The following is a 21,934-nucleotide window of genomic DNA, read 5'->3' on the forward strand; positions in this document are numbered from 1 at the left end:
CATGTTATTATGCATCTATTTTTGCTATTAAATCCGTCACTAATTCTTTCATCGTCACATCGGCTAAGACTTGTTCCATGGCATCTTGAGAACGTTTTAAAATCAATTCAAGGACACTTTGAATATTGGCTCCTACAGGACACTCCACATTCGGATTTTCATGCATTTGAAACAATTCTCCTTCTTCCACAGCCGCTACCGCTCGATAAACGTCTAACAACGTTATCTCTTCTAAATCTTTCAATAGATAAGCTCCGCCAGCTCCGGCTTTTACGCCCACAAGTCCAGCTTTCTTTAACATCCCAATTACTCGTCTTATAACAACAGGATTTGTATTTACACTGCTAGCAATCCACTCTGAAGTACTAGGATGACTGCTATCTACTTTAATTAAAGACAGTATGTGAACGGCCACGGTGAATCGACTGCTAATTTTCATTACTCTCACTCCTATTTTGTTGTAATCATTATAGTTACAACATTTATGAAAGTCAAGCGTGCTTTTTTAGGAAAGAATGTCTTCTTCTACCGCCTCATAAAAACGCAGCGTTTTCTTGATTTCCATAGCTTCAGAAAATGCTTTCGTTTTCTTTTTATTCGCTTCTTTATGTTCATTCACATGTTCTTCTCTTGAAATCCAAGCTTGAAAGAACTGTTTTTCTTCCCACTTGGATACAAAGATATATTCGACTTTATCCGCGGAATCTTTTTTCCAGCATTCGAACGATAAATTTCCTTTGGCTTCCTCAATTTCTGTTTTGTTTTTCTTAGCTTTTTGCTTGAGCCGTTCTTCAAATTTCTTTTCCGTTTCAAAACTTGCGTTTACAACAAACATCTTATCTCCCTTTCTAAATGAAAATGATTCTCACCAAATTATTGCATAGTAATTTTATTTTTTCAATTTATATGGATAATAAAATTACAGAAGCACAAAAAGACCGCTGTTTAAGCGGTCTCCTTTTTATAAATGTTTTCGATGCACTGTCTTCCCATCATACGTGAAGGCAATTGGCTTGCCTTCCATCATCGTTTCTAAATGAACCGGTCGGCCCCAAAGCTGATGAACGTACGGTACCACTTTTTCTAAGTATTTAACATCTAATTCAATTCCTTCATACCAGTGTTTTAAATAGAGCTCTCCATTTTTTAAATAGTCTCCATTGGTTACTGTGATGTAAGGAAATCCTCCGTTTACGCGCATATTAACAAGCTGATCTCTAACTTCTGTCCACTCTTTATCGACGATTTTATAGTCTTTTCCTTGTTTTTGGAATAAGTACATATCCTCCCGCATAACTAAATCTTTTGTTAAGTAATTGCGGATAAAGGAAATATCTGATTCAACCTCACGTACCTCAAACATCTTCTCTCTTCCTGACCCGGGCTCGACGCCCCGGCGAATCATATCTTCGGTTGGATTGTTGTAGCGTTCTTCAATGTCTTCAAAGATTTTTAATCCCAAATAATATGGATTGATTCCCGTCTTGGACGGCTGCACAACCCCTGCATTTAGCTTCGCGAATTCTATCGCTTCATCACTCGTTAAGTCCATTTCTCGAATAATGCGTTGATGCCAGAAAGAAGCCCAGCCTTCATTCATAATTTTTGTTTCAAGCTGCGGCCAGAAATAAAGCATTTCTTCTCGCATCATCGTTAAAATATCCCGCTGCCAATCCTCTAAATAAGGACTGTATTCTTCAATAAATAATAAGATGTCTTTTTCAGGCTGAGGCGGAAATTTTTTAAAAGACTTTGGAGGTTTTGGTTTTTTCTTTTCTTTATAATCCAAATTCCATAAATCATCATAAGGAGAAATGATTTCTTCTTCCGATGATTCTACATCATCTATGCTCCAAGAAAGCTTGGCACGCATAAGAGACGGATCAATATGTTCCTGAATCGATAAGACAGCATCCAAAAACTTTTCTACTTCACGCTTACCGTGCTTTACTTCGTATTCTTTAATTCGATCAGCGGTCGCTGCCATACTTTCTACCATATCCCGTTTCGTGTTGGCAAAACGGCTGTTATTTTTAAAGAAGTCACAGTGAGCTAACACGTGAGCTACAATTAATTTATTTTGAATAAGCGCATTGGAATCCAATAAAAATGCATAACAAGGATCTGAATTGATAACTAATTCATAAATTTTACTCAATCCAAGATCGTAGTGTAATTTCATTTTGTAAAATTGTTTTCCAAAGCTCCAATGTGAAAAACGAGTTGGCATCCCATATGCACCAAACGTATAAATAATATCTGCCGGGCAAATTTCATAGCGCATCGGATAAAAATCCAGGCCGAAACCGCTAGCTATTTCCGTAATTTCATCAATCGCACGGTATAATTGCTTATAATCTGCTTCTTTCACGACAGCTCCCCCTTTCACTCCTTACTTCAATCTATGTACAAACATGTCAATTCATGTGTTTTCATCAAAAAGAAGCTTTATTTTTTCAAGAAAAGGGGATTTTTATTTAGTTGTCTTAAATAATGGATGTAATTTAAGTGTTACGCTGCATCATTCTTTGCCTTTCTTATCATTTAGCTGGTGCTGTACGTTTATTCTTCTTACATAATGACTACAACCTCTTTTAATTATGCACTGGTCTTTTGCCCAACATTTACAGCGTAAGAATTCCCGCAAATATCATACACTAATTTCAACTCCTCAAAAGGAGGAACGTTATTAATGGATGTAATTGATTATGATCGAGCTTTATATTACACACACCGTTCACAATGGGATAACTTATTAATTTTAATGGTTCGAACAGACGACGATTTTCTTTCAAAAAAGATTGAACATTTTTTGCACGCCTACAATTTTGAACGAAACTACCGCATCATTCAAGAAGAGCTCTATTCTTTACTACGCTACATTGATCATGCAACGGAATATTCGGAGCACAACCCGGAGCTTCTGGAAGAATCATTGTACTAGTATTTTTGATACACACACTTGGACAAAGAAGGGATGAATTCCCTTCTTTATTTTTTTATGTTGCACTAAAAATATGCATATTTTATTTCAAAAAACATCAAATAATATATGTAAACATATTTATTTTTATCGTTGACATAAAAGTGAATTCGACGTACAATCTTCAGTACATACGCTAAGATATTTCAGTACATACTGGGAGGAACATATATGAATACTAAAAGGTTTCGCACATTAGATTTAACATTAGCTGGTATGTTTGCAGCTCTTATGGCTATTGGTGCAAACATTACTTCTTGGGCACCTTTTTTACAAGTAGGCGGCGTGCCTCTTTCGCTTCAGCCTTTTTTTGTTATATTAGCAGGACTTTTACTTGGGAGCCGAATGGGTTCTATTTCGATGATTGTATATGTATTAATTGGCATTGCCGGCGCTCCGGTATTTGCTCAATTTAAAGCAGGAATTGGTATTTTATTTGGAAGCACCGGCGGCTTTTTGCTTTCTTATATTGTCGCTGCATTTATCACAGGAAAAATTATGGAAATGCGCGGCAAGCCGACTTTTTCTATCTTTTTAATTTCATCGCTAGTTGGTATTGCCGTTATTTATTTAATTGGTACTACGTATATGTATATAGCGGTTAACTACTGGCTTGAAGCTCCTGCAATGACATACGCAGCTGCTTGGAAGATTATGTCGTGGTTTGCCGTAAAGGATCTTATTTTCACTGTTCTTGGGGCTATGCTTGCTCCGAGAATTTATAAAGCCCTACGATCTTCTTCATATTTGTCAAATACGCAATCAAATAAAGTATCCTAAAAGAAGCCTGCTCAAGTTTGAGCAGGCTTTATTTTTATACCGTTTTCACTTTATCTAGTACATGCTCCACTTCACCCATTACAGCTGTTTGTACAGCTTCTAAATGGGCAATGCTCGTTGCTTCATCTTCTGACACGACGCCAAAATAGAACTTCACCTTTGGCTCTGTACCAGACGGACGAAGGCAGAACCAAGAACCGTCCTCTAAGATATATTTTAATACATTTGATTTTGGTAATGTAATCTCTTCTACTTTTCCTGCTTTAATATGCTGGCGCTCACTTAATGTATAATCCTCTACAACCGAAACATTTAACCCTGCAATGTCAGTAGGAGGCTCATTTCTAAATGTAGCCAAAATATGCTGAATTTGCTCAGATCCTTCTTTTCCTTTAAGCGTTAAAGATTTCAGACCTTCACGATAGAAACCATATTTAGTAAACACTTGCTGAAGCGCTTCATATAGCGTCATGCCCTGCTTTTTATAATAAGCACAAGCTTCTACCGCTAGAATGGCTGCTTGTACAGCGTCTTTGTCACGAGCAAAGTCACCAATTAAATAGCCGTAGCTTTCTTCATAGCCGAATTGGAATGTATACTCGCCCGTTTGCTCATATTGCTTAATTTTTTCACCGATAAATTTAAAACCTGTTAGAGTGTCAACAACTTGCAATCCAAATGAACGAGCAATTTGTGCGCCGATTTCTGACGTTACAATCGTTTTTAACACAACGCCATTAGCAGGCAGCACGCCTTTTTCTTTCTTTTGAGAAAGCAAATAGTGAAGCAATAAAGCACCGGTTTGGTTTCCTGTTAATAACGCATATTCGCCGCTTGGATCTTTGACAGCAATTCCTAAACGGTCTGCATCTGGATCCGTTGCGATTAAGATATCGGCATCAATTTCTTTTCCTTTACGAACAGCATATTCAAATGCAGCCGGCTCTTCAGGATTCGGAGATTTAACCGTCGAGAAATTCGGATCAGGAAGTTCTTGTTCTTCAATAACCGTAACATTTCCGTAACCGATGGATTGAAGCGCGTTGCGAACTGGCTTATTAGCTGTACCATGTAGAGGTGTAAAAACTACCTTTAAGTCTTTACCTATTTCAGAAGCTAGCTCTGGATTAATTAAGATCGTTTTTAGCTTCTCATTGTATGCTTCGTCAATCGCTGAACCAATCATTTCAATAACACCTTTTTCTTTTAGCTCCGCTTCAGATTGAACAGCTAATGTAAGTTCATTTTCCACAGCATTTACAAAGCCAACTAGTTCATCAGCTTCTTTTGGCGGCAGCTGACCACCGTCTGGACCATATACTTTGTATCCATTATATTCAGGAGGATTGTGGCTCGCTGTAATAACAATACCTCCAAATGCGTTTAACTCACGCACTGCAAATGAAAGTTCAGGTGTTGGTCTTAGCTCTTCAAATACATACGTTTTAATTCCGTGGCTTGCTAATGTTTTTGCTGCTTCCATCGCAAATTCAGGCGATTTGTGGCGAGAATCATATGCAATGACTACGCCTTGCTTGATAGCTTCTTCGCCAGCTTGTTTAATGTACTCAGCAAAGCCTTCAGAAGCTTTTCGGATTGTATATGTATTCATACGGTTTGTACCCGCTCCAATTTCTCCACGCATTCCGCCTGTTCCAAATTCCAATGTTTTGTAAAAACTATCTTCTAATTGTTTTTCATCACCTTTGATTGCATCCAAATTTTGACGTAATTCAGGATCTAAATTTGGGTGATTAATCCAAGATGTATACGTTTCTTTCCAACTCATAAAAAAAGCCCCCTTATATAAATGTAAATATGTATGAAAAGAGAAAAACGAGTAATCGTCTTTCTCTTTTTTTAACAGTCATATTATATTTCTTCGTCAAAATTTGACTTCCTGCTATTATATTATGGCTGTATTGACAAATTTTGAGGTACTTTTTTATTTTATCATGAAATACCTGTCATACGGTTAACTTTTTCATCTACTGGTACAACTGCGTCATGAAGGTGCTGTTCTAATTCATCCGTATAAGTTTTTGTTTGCTCAGGCGTCCACTTTAACTCTTCGGCCATATGAGCAATCACTTGTTTTTTCCAGCTTCTTACCCAGTTGATATCAAAGAATAAAGCGCCCGTACGTCGAATGAAGAAGTCCACTGGTTTCGAAACCATTTCTTCTTCGATACCATATTGAATTTGCAAAAATACACTAGCTGGAAGATCGCTGTTTTTTAGCTGATCCGGACGTTCAATCATGTAGCGGTATACTTTGTCTACGTTTGAGCCATAGCGTTTTACAAGCTTTTCAGCAGCGTCACGTGATAACCCTAGTTTGATGCCTTCTTTGACTTTTTGCTCTACAAACGTTGGGAACCCGCCTGAACCTCCTACATTACCTCCAGAAATCGGTAAATGTTTAGTTTGACAGCTTTCAAATTCGCGTCCTTCTGCTTTAAAATCTTCAGCTACGCGATTTACGACAATTTCAGCCATTTTACGGTACCCAGTTAATTTCCCTCCAGCGATTGTAATTAAACCTGATTCTGATGTCCAGATTTCATCTTTACGCGAAATTTCAGAAGGATCTTTTCCTTGTTCGTGAATAAGTGGACGAACACCCGCCCAGCTTGATTCTACGTCGTCTACTGTAATATCAACCGTTGGGAACATATAGTTAATTGCATCAACAACATATTGACGGTCTTTTACAGTCATACGCGGATGTCTAGCGTCTTCTTTATAGACCGTGTCTGTTGTGCCTACGTATGTTTTTCCATCACGCGGAATCGCAAATACCATACGTCCGTCAGGTGTATCAAAGTAAATGGCTTGTTTTAACGGAAAGCGCTCTTGATCAATAACTAAGTGAATTCCTTTTGTTAGTTGAAGCTGCTTGCCTTTTTTTGAATTATCTTTTTCACGCAGCGTGTCCACCCATGGACCTGCAGCGTTGACGATTTTTTTTGCATAGATATTATATTCTTTATTCGTAAGCTGATCGCGAACAACAGCCCCTACTACTTTTCCTTTATCGTAGATGAAGTTTTCCACTTTTGTGTAATTGACTAAATCTGCTCCTCTTGCAGCAGCTTCTTTAGCTACTTCAATCGTTAAACGTGCATCATCTGTTTTATATTCAACGTAGTAACCGCCGCCTTTTAACTCTTTAGATTTCACCAGTGGCTCGCGTCTAAGCGTTTCTTCTGCGCTAAACATTTTGCGGCGCTCTGCACGTTTTACCCCTGCTAAGAAATCATATACGCGCAGTCCAATTGAAGTTGAGAATTTCCCAAATGTTCCACCCGTATGGAAAGGTAACAGCATCCACTCCGGAGTCGTTACATGAGGGCCATTTTCATATACAATGGCACGTTCTTTACCAACTTCGGCTACCATTTTAACTTCAAACTGTTTTAAATAGCGTAGACCGCCGTGAACAAGCTTCGTTGAACGACTAGATGTTCCTGCTGCGAAATCCTGCATTTCAACTAATGCCGTTTTCATGCCTCGATGAGTCGCATCAAGTGCAATACCTGACCCAGTAATTCCCCCACCAATTACTAATAAATCATATTGATTTTGTGTCATGTCTACCAATTTATTCGAACGTGTTTGACTTGAAAACATACGTCATTCCCCTTTCATTTTTCAAAGATATCAAAATTTTCCAATATACAAAAAGAGAGACCACAAATCACATATATAGTATGCCTACATATGGATCTGTGGTCTCTCCGATTCTCCAACCAATTTATTAACTTGAATACATTATATCATACATGCGCTTTTAATTAAAGGATTTTCATCAAATAATTACTTAAAAGCCATTGTTGCATGTACGGCTTTTTTCCAGCCGCTATATAATTCTTCACGTTGTTCTTCTTCCATATTTGGTTCGAAAGATTTTTCCATATTCCACTGCTTCGCAATTTCATCACAATCTTTCCAGTAGCCGACCGCAAGACCCGCTAAATATGCTGCCCCAAGAGCGGTTGTTTCATTCACTTGAGGACGCTCAACAGGAACATTTAACACATCACTTTGGAACTGCATTAAGAAATTATTCTTAACTGCTCCTCCGTCTACACGCAATGTTTTTAATGTAATTCCAGAGTCTGCTTCCATCGCGCTTAATACGTCTCTTGTTTGATAAGCTAATGATTCAAGCGTTGCACGGATAAAGTGTTCTTTTTTTGTACCGCGAGTTAATCCAAACATCGCTCCACGTACATCGCTGTCCCAATAAGGTGTTCCAAGTCCTACGAAAGCTGGCACAATATATACGCCGTCTGTCGATTCTACTCTTGTTGCATAGTTTTCAGTTTCAGACGCATTTTTAAACATTCTTAAACCGTCGCGAAGCCACTGAATAGCAGATCCTGCTACAAAAATACTGCCTTCAAGCGCGTATTCTACTTTGCCGTTGATCCCCCATGCTAATGTAGTTAACAAACCGTGATCCGACTTAACTGCTTTTTCACCTGTATTCATGAGCATAAAGCAGCCTGTTCCATACGTGTTTTTCGCCATTCCTTTTTCATAGCACGCTTGTCCAAATAAAGCGGCTTGCTGATCTCCTGCTGCTCCCGCAATTGGAATGCTCTGACCGAAGAAGTGATAATCTACTGTATGAGCGTATACTTCAGAAGAAGGCTTTACTTCTGGAAGCATAGATTTCGGTACTCCTAAAATATCTAGCAGTTCATCATCCCATTTTAAATCGTAGATATTGAACATAAGCGTGCGAGAGGCATTTGAGTAATCCGTTACATGCGCTTTTCCGCCTGATAACTTCCAAATTAACCATGTATCGATTGTTCCGAACAACAATTCACCGTTTTCCGCTTTTTCTCGTGCACCTTCTACGTTATCTAAAATCCACTTTACTTTTGTTCCAGAGAAGTATGCGTCAATTAATAACCCCGTTTTGTCGCGGAACGTATCGTTTAATCCTTTTGCTTTTAACTCTTCACAAATACCAGACGTTTGTCGAGACTGCCATACGATAGCATTATACACGGGTTTTCCTGTTGCTTTTTCCCATACTACGGCTGTTTCACGCTGATTGGTAATCCCAATTGCTTCAATTTGGTCCGCGTGAACGCCTGACTCAGATAGACAAGATGCAATAACAGCAAGGATAGAACCCCAAATTTCACTTGCATTATGCTCTACCCAACCTGGTTTTGGAAAGTACTGTGTAAACTCTTTTTGAGCTACATGCACAACTTCACCTTTTTTATTAAATAACATTGCTCGTGAGCTCGTTGTTCCTTGGTCTAAAGATAAAATAAATTTTTCCATATCAATATCCCCTATTCTCTGTATAGTGTCGTTTCTTTATTGTACATAGTTAGATGGTAAAGCGCATTCATTTTTTCGGTACTACTGCTGATTGAATTTGCGCTGCTTTTTGTTTAGAAACCGCGTAGATAACCGCTAAAACAATCACTGCAATACTTAAGACAATCCATAAGCTGTTAGACATTTTATTTAAGAATGCTGCTTGATAAAAGACTGCGCCAATTGATCCGCCTAATAGAGGCCCCACTACTGGCACCCAAGCATATTTCCAGTTCGAGCTGCCTTTACCCGGTATCGGCAAGATAGCATGAGCAATACGAGGTCCTAAATCACGAGCAGGGTTGATAGCATACCCCGTTGTTCCTCCTAATGATAAACCAATACTTACGATTAAAAATCCTACTACTAAAGGATTTAATCCATCTGTAAATTTATTTGCTCCAATTGCTAAAATTCCTACTACTAATACAAATGTTCCAATCGCCTCACTTAAAACGTTTGCAAATGGGTTCGCAATTGCTGGCCCCGTTGCAAATACGCCTAGTTTTGTACCAGCATCTTTTGTTTCTTTCCAGTGTGGAAGATAGTGTAAATAAACAACTGTTGCACCAAGAATCGCTCCAATAAACTGAGCTAAAATGTACATCGGTACTTGCGACCATGGAAAATCACCTGTAATAGCAAGCGCTACTGTTAGCGCTGGGTTTAAGTGTGCTCCACTCATATTACCAACCGCATATGCTGCCATGGCTACTGCCATTCCCCACCCCATTGTGATAACAATCCATCCTGAATTAGCAGCAAACGATTTTTTTAAATTGACGCCCGCACATACACCAGCGCCAAGGATAATTAGTATCATTGTTCCAATTACTTCTCCTAAAAATGCTTGCATATAAATACCTCCCCTTTGTATAAACACGGTTAACGTTACAAGAAAATAAGAAAATCCACCATACATCCCCCTAATAAAATCATTAAAAGGCTATACCGTGGATCTCCTATTCTCCCTCACAACTATTAACTTATCTAGAAGTTTACTAGATGATGAAAGCGTTGTCAAACAGTTTTTTTAAGTTGAAATACTCCACAGTTCTCTATTTGATGTTGTAACAGCAGAAGCCCCGGCTCCTAAAGCATTACGAACTTCTTCTTCGGTTCGTATTAAACCTCCGGCTAACACCGGAATGCCTGTTTCAGCTTTGACTTCTTGGATTAAAGTGGGCACAATTCCAGGAAGAAGCTCAATATAATCGGGTTTTACTTTCTTCATTAACTCGTAGCTTTTCTTCAAAGCCGTGCTGTCTAATAAAAAGACCCGTTGAATGGCATAGATTCCTCTTTGTTTAGCTTTTAAAATGACGTTTGTTCTTGTCGAAATAATCCCCGCAGGCTTAAACTCCTGACACAAAAAATCAACCGCATACTCATCGTGCTTTAAGCCATGAATTAAGTCTAAATGAATGATTAGCTTTTTTTCATGCTTATGAACCTCTCTCATAATTCCTTTTAGCATGCCCACTTGATTGTCTAAAAGAACTCCGTACTCGTAATTGCTTACTAAAAAATTTTCCAATTGCTTCATATCTCGAACAGCGGGTAATACCGATTGTCCATGAAAACTCATGTTTTCCCCTCTTTTCCATGGTTAGTCCACAAAATTCATTGTAATAGTTTTTATTATGGCAAAAGTTGAAATAAAAAACACCATGCATTTGCATGATGTTTTTAGAAACTGCGTTATTTTTTATATTTAATATTGTAAACGTCATGGCGTCGATCTTTTAATTGACGAACCGTTCCTGATTGACGCTGGCGACGAAGAATTTCTAAATCTACATCTCCAATAACCACCATTTCAATATTAGGGTTACATTCTCCTACAATACCGTCTCGTGCAAATTCAAAGTCAGACGGTGCAAAAATAGCAGACTGAGCGTACTGAATATCCATATTTTCTGTTTCAGGCAGATTTCCAACCGTACCTGCGATAACCGTATAAATTTGGTTTTCGATCGCACGAGCCTGAGAGCAGTATCTTACGCGCAGATAGCCTTGACGATCTTCCGTACAGAATGGTGTAAAAATAATATTTGCACCTTTATCTGTAGCAATACGAGCAAGCTCCGGAAATTCAATGTCATAGCAAATTTGGATCGCAATTTTCCCACAATCTGTATCAAACACTTCAACTTTATCTCCTGGGCTAATTCCCCACCATTTTCTTTCATTAGGTGTAATATGCACTTTGTACTGCTTTTCAATTGTTCCATCTCGGCGGAATAGATAGGCAATATTAAAGATATCTCCATTATCTTCTTCGACGAAGTGGGATCCTCCAATAATATTTACGTTATATTTAACCGCTAAGTTAGTAAATAACTCAATGTACTCTTCCGTATATTCTGCTACGCGCTGAACCGCTTTGCTTGGAATTTTTTCATTCAAGAAAGACATGAGCTGAGTTGTGAAAATTTCCGGGAATACGCAGAAGTCGGCTTTTGCATCATAAGCAACATCTGTATAATATTCTACCTGTGTTGCAAACTCTTCAAATGAATTAATCTGTTTCATCATATACTGAACAACACAAATACGCACTGGGAATGATGTTTTAAAATGGCGTTTTGAACGGCGAACATAATCTACGTTGTTCCATTCCATCAGCGTTGCATACTTATTAGAAGCTAGGTCATCAGGAAGATAACCAGGGTTTATACGCATAAGCGTAAATCCGTTCATTAGCTGAAAAGATAGTACTGGATCATAAATTTTATGATGAATAACTTGCTCTACATACTCTCTAGGCGACATTTCAGCTGAATGCTTATGGTAATTAGGAATTCTTCCTCCGATGATGATACTTTTAAGGTTCAATTCACGTGCTAAATCTTTACGCGCTTCATATAAGCGGCGTCCTATTTTCATGCCGCGATACTTTGGATGAACCATTACTTCAATTCCATACAGATTGTAGCCTTCCGGGTTATGATTTGTAATGTATCCTTCGTCTGTAATATCGTCCCACGTATGCTGATCATCGTACTCATCAAAGTTCACAATCAAGCTGGAACAAGATCCGATAATTTCCCCGTCGTACTCTGCACATATTTGTCCTTCTGGAAAAATGGCCAGATGACTTTCAAGCTGTTCTTTTTTCCACGGATCCATTCCGGGGAATGATAGCTTTTGAAGTGCTAAAATTTCATCTATATCGTCCGGTTTGATGTTACGAATAATCATTTTTTTCTCGAATTTTGATAAGTCTATTGTAGACATACGCTCAAACAACCCTTTCTCTCTCTTCATTAGGCAATTAGTTTCCCTGTTTTTTATTATAATAAACATTATTAAAAATTCAAAAAATGAGGGTGAGACATAACGAAATAAATCCAATCTAAAGACGAACAAATGGATACATTAGCTTGTGACACCACTGTTGACTTCCGTGCAAGACTTCGCTTTCCGCGGGCTGCCGCAGGAGTCTTCATCCTCCCATCAACTGCTAGAAGGAACGAAACAGATGAAACCTGCGTTCACCATAATAAAAAAAACGAACCAAGAATCAAAATTCTGATCAATGGTTCGTTTTTCACTTAGGCTAAAATACTTTTGTCCCAGCCTCATTTTCTATTTGCAAATATCTAATTTTATGGATGTTTTTTTATTAGGGTAATTTTCAATAAATCCTGGTCCTAAAGAGACTTTAATGCCATCTATTTTATATACATTGTAACGTTCACCGCGATTTAACGTACGAATCTTTACCCATTTTCCTTGTTCTTCTTTTAACAAAACCATCGGTGATTGAATCGTTACAAAACCAATTTGGCCTTTTGAGAGCTTTTTCGTTTTACAAAGATTCTGGGCAACTGGAGTACTGCTTATTTTGTATTTGTTTTTAATAGCGATTGAATCAAAACTTTGAGAATGAAATTGACCAATAACCACTTTTGTACCGGTTTGAACGCGGTCAAACAGCCAGCGTACCTCTTCATCATACATACGAATGCACCCTGAACTTGCGTAGGTTCCGATAGAACTTGGATTATTATTTCCATGAATAGCGTACGTGGTACCATACGTTCCGCGCGCATTTAATCCTAGCCAGCGATCACCTAGTGGATTCCTAGGATCTCCTCCGCGAATGTTGTCTTTATAATAAGGCCGGTTTTTAATTTTATTCACAATGCTAAAAGTACCCTCTGGTGTATAACTCATCTGCCTCCCTGTCGCAACTTTGAACGTCTTTACTAATTTTCCTCCATTATAAAAAGCAAGGGTGTTAGTAGATTTATTAATGATAATAAGTTGATTTGACGCCGCAGAAGCATTGCCTGTCAGACCCATCCCTGCGAGTAAAAAAACAAGCCCAACAAAAAAAACAGCCACCTTTTTCATTTATCGACTCCCCCAATTTCTCTTATATCTATATAAGAAAAGTATAGGATGAAAGGCAAACCATCAGAACACTTTTTACCTTATAAGTCAAAATACATTAAAATCTTTCACGCAACCCTTTTTACTGACAAGAAGCAATAAATGTACATAACAAAAAAACGGCCCTTTAAAGGGCCGTTTCATTTGTATTTAAAGCTTCACTTCAACTTTTGCATTTTTCTTAAGTTCTTCAACTTTTTTCTGTAATGCTTCTTGTTTCTTTTGTTGTTCAAGCTGCTGCTTAATTTGAGGCTTTACGTCTTCAAGCTTTGGCATTTGAGATTGTTCTTTACTGCCGCTTGCTTGACTTTGGCTTTGTTTTGCAAATTGATCGTAATAATCTTGAATTTCCTTATCTGTTACTTCAGGTGTTTGGATATCTTTATCTACGTACTGCTGATATTTAATGCTGTCAGCCAGCTCAGACTTTAATTGTGATTGAGTGATTCCTGCATCTTTTAAAGCCGCTTTGAACTGTTTATCTGTTTTGAACTGCTTTTTCGTTTCTTTTAACTTTTTATTTACTTCTTCATCAGTTGCTTTATAGCCTTTGTTTTCAGCTTCTTGCAATAGCAGCGTTTGACCTACTAAATTGTCAATTGTTTGCTGCTTTACTTGTTTAGCTGCTTCTTTAGAAGTTGGGTCTTGTCCCATTTGTTGGTACTGATTTTGTGATGTAGCCAGGGCTGCATTATATTCTTCACCCGAAACTTTTTTACCGTTTACAACTGCTACGGTTTTCTTTTCATCTACTTTTTGTTTATCTAATTTCTTCTGCATTTCTTTTGCTTGCTTTTCCTGCTTTTCCTGAGCCTCTTTTTGCTTCTCAGTTTGTGCAGTTTTTTGATCATCGTTCTTTGATTGCTTTGCATCATCGTTTGAACCACAAGCTGTTAAAGCTGCAGCAATTAACCCAATGAGCAATGTATACATCAGTTTTCTCATGATTAATCTCCTTTCATAATCCCAAACGATTATTAGCTATTCGAAAAAATCATCTAGGGGGCATTGTATATGATATAGGCGTAAAAAGAAACCATTTAGGCTAATTTTAAACATATGTAATAAGATTGAAACGTTTTGTAATCTTATGAAAGGTAAATGCTTTCGTTTATACGACCTGTCTAATCATAACATTATTTAGTATGATTTACATAATTTACAGTAAGCTATTCATCGTACATTCTTTTCTTTAAAGCTTTCTTTACATTAAAGATGACAGTATTTGATCACATAATCTCATCGTTTTTACATTGTCGCTCCCACTGGAAAGAGGTTCTTGGTCATTTGTACAACACTCAATAAAATGAGCCATCTCTCCAACAAAACCACGAAGGTAAAGATCTCGATAAGCTCCCGACATCGGTGAAGCAGAAGGTGTAAACACACGATCGTTTTCTTTTAATGATTTCCACGGTAATTCATCAAAAGTCTGGGATTCGTGAATAGTTAATGAATTTATTTCGTCAACAAAAGCAAAGCCATCGTCAAATGTCACTAATAAGTTTTCACTTTCTCGAGACCATGCTGTCATGCCAGTAAAATACAGGCTCCCTACAGTGCCATTGTCAAACTTCAGCGAAATACTATTTGAAATATATTCACCATGATTATTTCTGAACCCTGTCACGTGAACGACTTCGCCGAACAAGTGACGGACGAGATCAACAATATGTATGGCAGCAAGCTTCATAAACTGCTCTTCATCTTTACAAAAAGGGGTACTGTCTACAGCAAATCTTGCTTGAAATGAACGGACACTTCCTAGGCTACCTTCTTCAATTAATTCTTTTAACTTCATATAACAAGGCGCATAGCGCTTCATAAAACCTACCATAACTTTTACGCCAGCTTGCTTAGCAGCATCTGAAATCTCTTTTGCTTCTCTTTCATTCATCCCCAAAGGCTTGTCCACATAAACATTTTGTCCTGCTCGAATGCAATCCAGCACCAAAGCAGGATGATCTTCAGGCTGTGCCACAACCACTACTCCATCGCACTTTTCTTGCTTTAGCATTTTCTTATAATCATCGTACGGCGTACCGCTGCTCCCAAATCGTTGAAGAGCAGTTTTTGATCTTTCGATACTGCGTGTGGAAATTGCTTTAATTTCTGCTCCCGCTTCAATAACAGAGGGGTAAATGTTCGTTGATGCGTGAAAGCCTGCACCGATAAAACATAATTTTGCTTTTGTCATGTTTTCGCTCCTATTTATTTTTTGATGGATTTATACAAGTTTGACCATATCACAAGCTCTTTTTGAATGTCCAATAGAAGTCTGAAATATATGATTAAAAAGAGGCCGGTAAAGAACTAAATGAATCCAACCTAAAGACGAACAAATAAGATACATGAACTGAACCGCTTATGACACCGCCGTTGATTTCCATGCAAGGCTTCGCCTTGCCCTTCAATCAACTGCTGGAAGGACGAAACAGATGAAGTTGTATTCACCATAAAAAAACGAACCACTCATCAAAATTGCTGATCAATAGTTCGTTTTTCACTTAGGCTAAAATACTTTTCTCCCAGCCTCTTTAATTTATGTATGAATTATAAAACGATTCATACGAATACGTAATCAAATTGTTTTCTTTTGCAAAACACTCAATGGAAACAGGAAATAAAAACCCGTATTTTTTTAAAATTGCAATATTTTTTTCGAATTGCTCGCAGTCGCTTTCTTCAATCGGCCGATGTTGAATCGCTTCAATTACGGCAATTATTGTCTGAAGGCTACTAATGACTTGCAATGCTTCATCGAGTAAGCCATTATATAAATGGTCTGTACAATAATCTGGATTTAATAATTCATCAGGATTAAGCTTATCTACAGATACATACCGAGGTAACAAGTCATAGCGAAGCTGTTCAGTCAACTCTTCTATGTAATTCTCCATTTCTGGCGGAGCTGCTTGGGCAATTTTCATGGTTACCCCCCCTTTTTTCTCTTAACTTATGTCTCTTTATTTAGCATAACATAAACATAAAACGAGAACTTCAGGTAGTTATTTCCTCCTAATTATTTACAAGTTCTTTTTAAAGATTAAAGGATATTTACTAGTATGTAAGGAAGGGATTAAATATGAGTATACACGGCCAATGGCTAGAAGATAAAATCGCAAAAAATGATGCAGGGCAAACAATTGAAGATTATTTAAAAACGAAATGGCGTATTCCTAAAAAAACGCTGCATCAGTTTCGGATGAATAAAAATGTGCTTATAAACGGTGAACCTTTACCATGGAGGAACACTCTTAAGGAAAATGATAGAGTGTCACTCCCTTTTTTTGAAGCAGAACTTGATGAAATAACACCTTACAATGTTAATATAGAGATTTTGTTTGAAGATGAACACGTGCTAATTGTAAACAAACCAATAAACCTAAATACTCATCCTTCATCAGAGCAGGACCAAAAAACTCTTTTAAATGCTGTAGCTGCTTATTTTCAAAAAATAGGCCTCAAAACAAAGCCTAGACACGTTCACCGTTTGGACAGCGATACATCAGGTGCTATCTTATTCACGAAGCATTTTGTAGCAAGCTCTGTGTTTGACCAGCTGCTGGCTGAACGTAAAATTGACCGGACTTATGTTGCTCTTGTCCAAGGACTCATGAAACAAGAGCAAGGAATCGTTAATGAACCTATTGGACGCGATCGCCATCACGCCACGAGAAGAAGAGTATCTAGAACGGGACAAGCTGCCAAAACATCTTATCGGGTGTTAAAGCGCAATAAGGTCAAAAATGAAACGCTTATTGACCTTTCACTAGAAACCGGACGCACTCACCAAATTCGTGTTCATATGAGTCACATCGGCCATCCATTACTTGGTGATACGCTTTATGGCGGAAAGAGATTAAAAGATCAGCAGCAAGCTTTACATGCCATTAAGCTTTCTTTTATACACCCGTTTACACATCAGCGCGTGTCAGCTGTTGCACCTCCAGATCAGCAGGTTTTTTTACCGTACAGCAACTTGTTTTCCTATTAAATAAAAAAGAGCGCCAATATGTTATTGGCGCTCTTTTTTATTTAATTTTAAATTGACGAATCAAGTTCGCCAATTCTTCACTAATCTCTTGCAAATGTTCAGCCGATTGAGAAACAGTAGAAATAGCTCTAATTTGTTCTTCTGTAGAAGCCGTAATTTCTTCCGTTCCTGCTGCTGATTGCTGTGCAATAGCTGCTATACTTTGAATGGCCGCTACCACGTCTTCCTTATGCTCATCAATGCTGTCCATGCTGCTTGTTACATGTTCGACAGCCGCTGCCACCTGCTCAATGGTAGTAGCAATTTCACGAAAAGCTTGTTCTGTGTCTCCTACCACAAAGTCTTGAGATTTTGAAAGTTCTTCTGTCCGGTTGCATTCTTCACGAGCAGCCGCGACTTCCCCTTGAATCGCTGCAATCGTGTGGCGAACTTGTTCAGTAGCCTGAGAGGACTGTTCAGCAAGTTTTCGTACCTCTTCAGCTACTACCGCAAATCCTTTGCCATGTTCTCCTGCACGAGCTGCTTCAATACTAGCATTTAGTGCAAGTAAATTTGTCTGATCTGAAATGCTATTAATTGTAAAAATAATAGATTCAATTTCTTTCATCTTACTTGTTAACTCTTCCATTACCGTTTGAACACCGTGAATCGTCTGAGATGATTCGGTAGTTTGGTTGCGAAGCAGCTGCATTTGTTTTAAGCCTTTTTCATTGATGGTTACAGCTTCAATCGTCATTTTATTAATCTGGGCGTTTTGTTCAATGACTTCTTCAATTTGTGAAGATAAACTCATCGTTTTGTGATTAGTAGAGTCAGCGTCAGAAGCCTGCTGCGTGGCGCCGCTGGCAATCTCATGGATAGCCCGGCCAATTTCTTCACTGGATGCAGTTGCTTCTTCAGATACAGCACTCAAGTCTTCAACAGACGTTTTTACTGTCTCAACAGACGTCTGAACCGTGCCAATCAATGTTTTCATTTTAGCTACCATATCGTTAAATAAATGAGTAAGTTCACCAATTTCATCTTTTGACTTCGTCTGAACCTGAACTGTTAAATCGCCAGCTGTTACTTTGGCTACTTCGTTTTTCAAGCGGCGAATCGGATTCGTAATGATTCTTGAGAAAAAGATGGTTAACACCACTGATAATAAGATGCCAATTAACGCAATCCAGACAATCACATTCAGTAAATGATGAGCGCTTGAGAGCATTTCATTATAAATAAAGGCGTTTCCTATCTTCCAATTCGTTCCTTCGAGAGTATCATATGCCATCACTCTCTCTTCACCTTGAAAGGTATACTTCATGAAATCTTTATTCCGGTCTGCTTTGTACATTTTTTTCATAAATGGCTGATTCATTAAATTTTTTCCAGCTTCTGTTGGATGAACGAGCGCTGTGCCATTTTGATCAAATAAAAATGCATATCCACCGTGATTTACTTCTGCTTTACCTACAATGTTTTTTAATGCATCTAAGTCTAAATCAGTAGCTATAACGCCCAGCACATTTTTAGTATCTGGATCTAAAATAGCCTTTGCAATCGTCACAACCGTCTTTTTCGTTGCTGCATCTTCATATGGATCCGTGTAAACAACCTCATCAGGTGATTCTACTGCTTGTTTGTACCACACCCTGGAAGTCGGATCATAGTTTGAACCAAACTCTTGCTTAGGAACAGAATACATTCCTTTATTTTTTGTGCCTATGTATTCAAGTACTAAGTTAGGATACTTTTCTTTAAACTGTGTAAACTCTTTTTGAACTGTGTTCCATGTAAAATACGGATTTTTCTCTTGGTTTGTTTGATCTCCTTCTTGCTTAACAAAATTAACAATTACATCATTTTCACTATACGTCAGCAAAGAACGACTATACATGTCTAAGTACGTATGAATCGTTTCTCTTAACTCTTTCACTTGACTTTGAGACTGAACTTCTACATCTTTTTCTATTTGTGTTTTGGTAAATTGATAAACAGCCCCTGAAACAACTAATAATAAAATAGCTATAAAAATACTAAAAAATACTACGAGTTTTGCACTTAACCTCTTCATTCCCTCACCCTTCTACAAAAATCTTTATATTACTAATAACGGCTTTTCATTTTCACTTTTGAAGAAGTTTTTGTGATTTATTTCAAATTTCCCCAAAAATAAAACCAGCTCATCCTTTCATAACGAAAGAACGTGCTGGTTTTATTTTTGCTTTTCGTATGCATCAGGTTCAATATGAACAAGCGTATCTTTAATCTGATGCTCATCGTTCATCATATGTTCAATTTGATCAGCAATTTCATGGCTTTTAATAACATTTAAATGAGGATCTACTTTAACAGTTACATCAATCACGACTTGATTACCAAGCTTGCGCGCTTTCACATCTTCTACTTCTTTTACCCCTTCTACAAGCCCAATGCTTTCTTTGTAGTGTCCTAACTTTTCTTCATCAAATCCGTCCGTTAAAGAATGAGCCGCTTCTTTAAAAATCTCGATGGCTGTTTTACAAATAATAATTCCCACAGCAAAAGCAGCTACCACGTCCAGCCAGGGCAAGCCGAATTGCGAGCCGAAAATTCCCACAACAGCCCCTATGCTCACAAGTGCATCAGACAAATTATCTTTAGCAACCGCATATAAAGACTGGCTATCAAGTTTTTTAGCAAGCTTAATATTATATCGGTAGACACCACCCATAACAGCAGCCGCTCCAAGACCTACCCAAGCAGCCAGTAAATTAGGCGCTTCAGATTTGTCCATAAATAATGACTGACCCGCATCGACCAATACTTCTAGTCCAATGACCATCATGATAAAAGAAGCAATAAGTGAAGAGATATGTTCCGCTCTGGAATGTCCATAGGGATGATCATTATCACGAGGTTTTTTAGAGATTTTTAAGCCGATTAAGACGGCAATTGATGCAATAATATCTGTAACATTATTAAGACCGTCGGCTTTTAATGCAGAGGAAGCGGTGACACCCGCAATAATAAGTTTACATGCTGATAAAAAGATATATGATAAGATACTAACCCAAGCGCCTTTTTGGGCTTGCTCATAGTAGTTCTCCATCCCTTCAACTCCTTTATTCAAAATAAGCAAACTTAGTGTAACAAATGGATTTCGTGTGGGTCTATAGAAACATTATTGGCTGTTAACATACAAATAGAGAATGTTAAACTCTTTAGCTTTCTGCAAAACAAGTTGCCTTTACTCAACACTTTAAACGTTTGAGATCTTTCTAAATGTGGCACTTCATGTAGAAGGACCCTTTTTTTAAATCGCCCTGTAAAATTGTTTACTATTTTTTAAAGGGTGTGATTTTTATCACAGCCGAGGGTATTTATTCTTGTTACACTAACATTGTGAAAAACATCACAAAATAAAATTCAAAGGATGATACAAATGAAAACACAATTTACACCAAAAACACGAAAAGTTGCTGTTATCGGAACTGGTTTTGTTGGCTCAAGCTACGCTTTTTCAATGGTGAATCAAGGTATTGCCAATGAATTAGTGTTAATCGATATGAACAAAGAAAAAGCGGAAGGTGAAGCACGCGATATCAATCACGGTATGCCATTTTCCACACCGATGAAAATCTGGGCTGGAGATTATAAAGACTGCGCTGACGCTGATTTAGTAGTTATTACAGCGGGCGCTAATCAAGCTCCAGGGGAAACGCGCTTAGATCTAGTTGAAAAAAACGTTAAAATTTTTGAATGCATTGTAAAAGATATTATGAACAGCGGATTTGACGGCATCATTTTAGTGGCAACAAATCCAGTTGATATTCTCGCACACGTTACACAAAAAGTATCAGGATTACCAAACGAACGAGTAATTGGTTCAGGAACGATTCTTGACACAGCTCGCTTCCGCTACTTGTTAAGCGACTATTTTGAAGTAGATTCTCGCAACGTCCACGCTTATATTATGGGGGAACATGGAGATACGGAATTTCCTGTTTGGAGCCACGCGCAAATTGGCGGTGTGAAGCTCGAACATTTTATCAATACTGCTGCTATTGAAAAAGAGCCGGATATGCAGCATCTATTTGAACAAACACGCGATGCGGCTTACCATATTATTAATCGAAAAGGAGCGACTTATTACGGAATTGCGATGGGACTTGTACGCATCACCAAGGCTATTTTAGATGATGAAAATTCTATTTTAACGGTATCTGCTTTATTAGAAGGACAATACGGTATTTCTGATGTGTATATCGGCGTGCCGGCTATCATTAATAAAAACGGCGTGCGCCAAATTATTGAATTGAATTTAACTCCTCACGAACAGCAGCAGCTCGAGCACTCTGCTAGCATTCTTAAGCAAACTCGCGACAGAGCTTTTGTGTAACATCAAAAGATTTTTGCGGGGGACTCCCCCGCTCCCTTGTTTTAAATATGTAGTAGAGGTG

At 38.0% G+C, this 21,934-nt stretch carries 20 protein-coding genes; 4 read left to right on the top strand and 16 right to left on the bottom strand.

What is annotated here, in order from left to right:
* Positions 1–7: 7 nt before the first annotated feature.
* The 3 genes from ACH6EI_RS25225 to ACH6EI_RS25235 all read right to left on the bottom strand — a co-directional run bounded on the left by ACH6EI_RS25225 (position 8) and on the right by ACH6EI_RS25235 (position 2,371).
* Positions 8–439: an Rrf2 family transcriptional regulator gene (locus ACH6EI_RS25225; RefSeq protein WP_013081642.1), complete on the bottom strand. Its 432-nt coding sequence runs from the start codon at positions 437–439 to the stop codon at positions 8–10.
* Positions 440–505: 66 nt separating this feature from the next.
* Positions 506–835, bottom strand: a complete 330-nt coding sequence (locus tag ACH6EI_RS25230; RefSeq protein WP_033580661.1) for an antibiotic biosynthesis monooxygenase family protein — start codon at positions 833–835, stop codon at positions 506–508.
* 126 nt (positions 836–961) lie between these two features.
* Positions 962–2,371 carry a SpoVR family protein gene (locus tag ACH6EI_RS25235; RefSeq protein ID WP_014461707.1) on the bottom strand — a complete coding sequence of 470 codons (1,410 nt, stop codon included), beginning with the start codon at positions 2,369–2,371 and terminating at the stop codon, positions 962–964.
* Between the two features lie 321 nt (positions 2,372–2,692).
* Here ACH6EI_RS25235 and ACH6EI_RS25240 point away from each other — a divergent pair, with 321 nt between their 5' ends.
* A complete protein-coding gene (locus ACH6EI_RS25240) occupies positions 2,693–2,944 on the top strand; it encodes a YhdB family protein (RefSeq protein ID WP_013055267.1) in 252 nt (83 codons plus the stop codon).
* A 210-nt stretch (positions 2,945–3,154) separates the two neighbouring features.
* Positions 3,155–3,763, top strand: a complete 609-nt coding sequence (locus tag ACH6EI_RS25245) for a biotin transporter BioY (RefSeq protein ID WP_014461709.1) — start codon at positions 3,155–3,157, stop codon at positions 3,761–3,763.
* A 34-nt stretch (positions 3,764–3,797) separates the two neighbouring features.
* On the opposite strand, the gene ACH6EI_RS25250 is transcribed toward ACH6EI_RS25245, so the two are convergent.
* From ACH6EI_RS25250 to ACH6EI_RS25300, 11 genes are all read right to left on the bottom strand, one after another.
* Positions 3,798–5,552: a phospho-sugar mutase gene (locus ACH6EI_RS25250; protein ID WP_028412589.1), complete on the bottom strand. Its 1,755-nt coding sequence runs from the start codon at positions 5,550–5,552 to the stop codon at positions 3,798–3,800.
* A gap of 164 nt (positions 5,553–5,716) precedes the next feature.
* On the bottom strand, positions 5,717–7,396 hold the full coding sequence (locus ACH6EI_RS25255) for a glycerol-3-phosphate dehydrogenase/oxidase (protein ID WP_028412590.1): 1,680 nt from the start codon (positions 7,394–7,396) through the stop codon (positions 5,717–5,719).
* A 186-nt stretch (positions 7,397–7,582) separates the two neighbouring features.
* Positions 7,583–9,073 carry a glycerol kinase GlpK gene (gene glpK, locus ACH6EI_RS25260; protein WP_098999428.1) on the bottom strand — a complete coding sequence of 497 codons (1,491 nt, stop codon included), beginning with the start codon at positions 9,071–9,073 and terminating at the stop codon, positions 7,583–7,585.
* A gap of 67 nt (positions 9,074–9,140) precedes the next feature.
* On the bottom strand, positions 9,141–9,968 hold the full coding sequence (locus ACH6EI_RS25265; protein ID WP_033580666.1) for an MIP/aquaporin family protein: 828 nt from the start codon (positions 9,966–9,968) through the stop codon (positions 9,141–9,143).
* 177 nt (positions 9,969–10,145) lie between these two features.
* Positions 10,146–10,700 carry a glycerol-3-phosphate responsive antiterminator gene (locus ACH6EI_RS25270; protein ID WP_033580667.1) on the bottom strand — a complete coding sequence of 185 codons (555 nt, stop codon included), beginning with the start codon at positions 10,698–10,700 and terminating at the stop codon, positions 10,146–10,148.
* A gap of 113 nt (positions 10,701–10,813) precedes the next feature.
* Complete coding sequence (locus tag ACH6EI_RS25275) at positions 10,814–12,352, bottom strand: carbon-nitrogen hydrolase family protein (RefSeq protein ID WP_013055260.1); 1,539 nt, start codon at positions 12,350–12,352, stop codon at positions 10,814–10,816.
* A 71-nt stretch (positions 12,353–12,423) separates the two neighbouring features.
* Positions 12,424–12,564 carry a hypothetical protein gene (locus ACH6EI_RS25280; RefSeq protein ID WP_165573913.1) on the bottom strand — a complete coding sequence of 47 codons (141 nt, stop codon included), beginning with the start codon at positions 12,562–12,564 and terminating at the stop codon, positions 12,424–12,426.
* 139 nt (positions 12,565–12,703) lie between these two features.
* The gene (locus ACH6EI_RS25285) at positions 12,704–13,474 is read right to left on the bottom strand and encodes a L,D-transpeptidase (RefSeq protein ID WP_098999429.1); all 771 of its coding nucleotides are present in this window, start codon (positions 13,472–13,474) and stop codon (positions 12,704–12,706) included.
* A 189-nt stretch (positions 13,475–13,663) separates the two neighbouring features.
* Positions 13,664–14,458 (bottom strand): SurA N-terminal domain-containing protein, encoded by a 795-nt coding sequence (locus ACH6EI_RS25290; protein WP_033580669.1) that lies wholly within the window; start codon positions 14,456–14,458, stop codon positions 13,664–13,666.
* A gap of 259 nt (positions 14,459–14,717) precedes the next feature.
* A complete protein-coding gene (locus ACH6EI_RS25295) occupies positions 14,718–15,710 on the bottom strand; it encodes a Gfo/Idh/MocA family protein (RefSeq protein WP_028412595.1) in 993 nt (330 codons plus the stop codon).
* Positions 15,711–16,050: 340 nt separating this feature from the next.
* Complete coding sequence (locus ACH6EI_RS25300) at positions 16,051–16,443, bottom strand: YhcU family protein (RefSeq protein WP_013081630.1); 393 nt, start codon at positions 16,441–16,443, stop codon at positions 16,051–16,053.
* Between the two features lie 155 nt (positions 16,444–16,598).
* On the opposite strand from ACH6EI_RS25300, the gene ACH6EI_RS25305 reads away from it, so the two are divergent.
* Entirely contained in the window at positions 16,599–17,510 is a 912-nt protein-coding gene (locus ACH6EI_RS25305) for an RluA family pseudouridine synthase (RefSeq protein WP_108674382.1), read from the top strand.
* Positions 17,511–17,547: 37 nt separating this feature from the next.
* Here ACH6EI_RS25305 and ACH6EI_RS25310 read toward each other — a convergent pair whose 3' ends face one another.
* Entirely contained in the window at positions 17,548–19,566 is a 2,019-nt protein-coding gene (locus tag ACH6EI_RS25310; protein WP_108674381.1) for a methyl-accepting chemotaxis protein, read from the bottom strand.
* A gap of 141 nt (positions 19,567–19,707) precedes the next feature.
* Complete coding sequence (locus ACH6EI_RS25315; protein ID WP_108674380.1) at positions 19,708–20,583, bottom strand: cation diffusion facilitator family transporter; 876 nt, start codon at positions 20,581–20,583, stop codon at positions 19,708–19,710.
* 333 nt (positions 20,584–20,916) lie between these two features.
* On the opposite strand from ACH6EI_RS25315, the gene ACH6EI_RS25320 reads away from it, so the two are divergent.
* Complete coding sequence (locus tag ACH6EI_RS25320; protein ID WP_098112833.1) at positions 20,917–21,873, top strand: L-lactate dehydrogenase; 957 nt, start codon at positions 20,917–20,919, stop codon at positions 21,871–21,873.
* Positions 21,874–21,934: the final 61 nt, after the last annotated feature.

It is taken from the genome of Priestia sp. JSM ZJ58, from assembly GCF_044383985.1.
In the GTDB taxonomy this organism is placed as follows: Bacteria; Bacillota; Bacilli; order Bacillales; family Bacillaceae_H; genus Priestia; species Priestia zanthoxyli.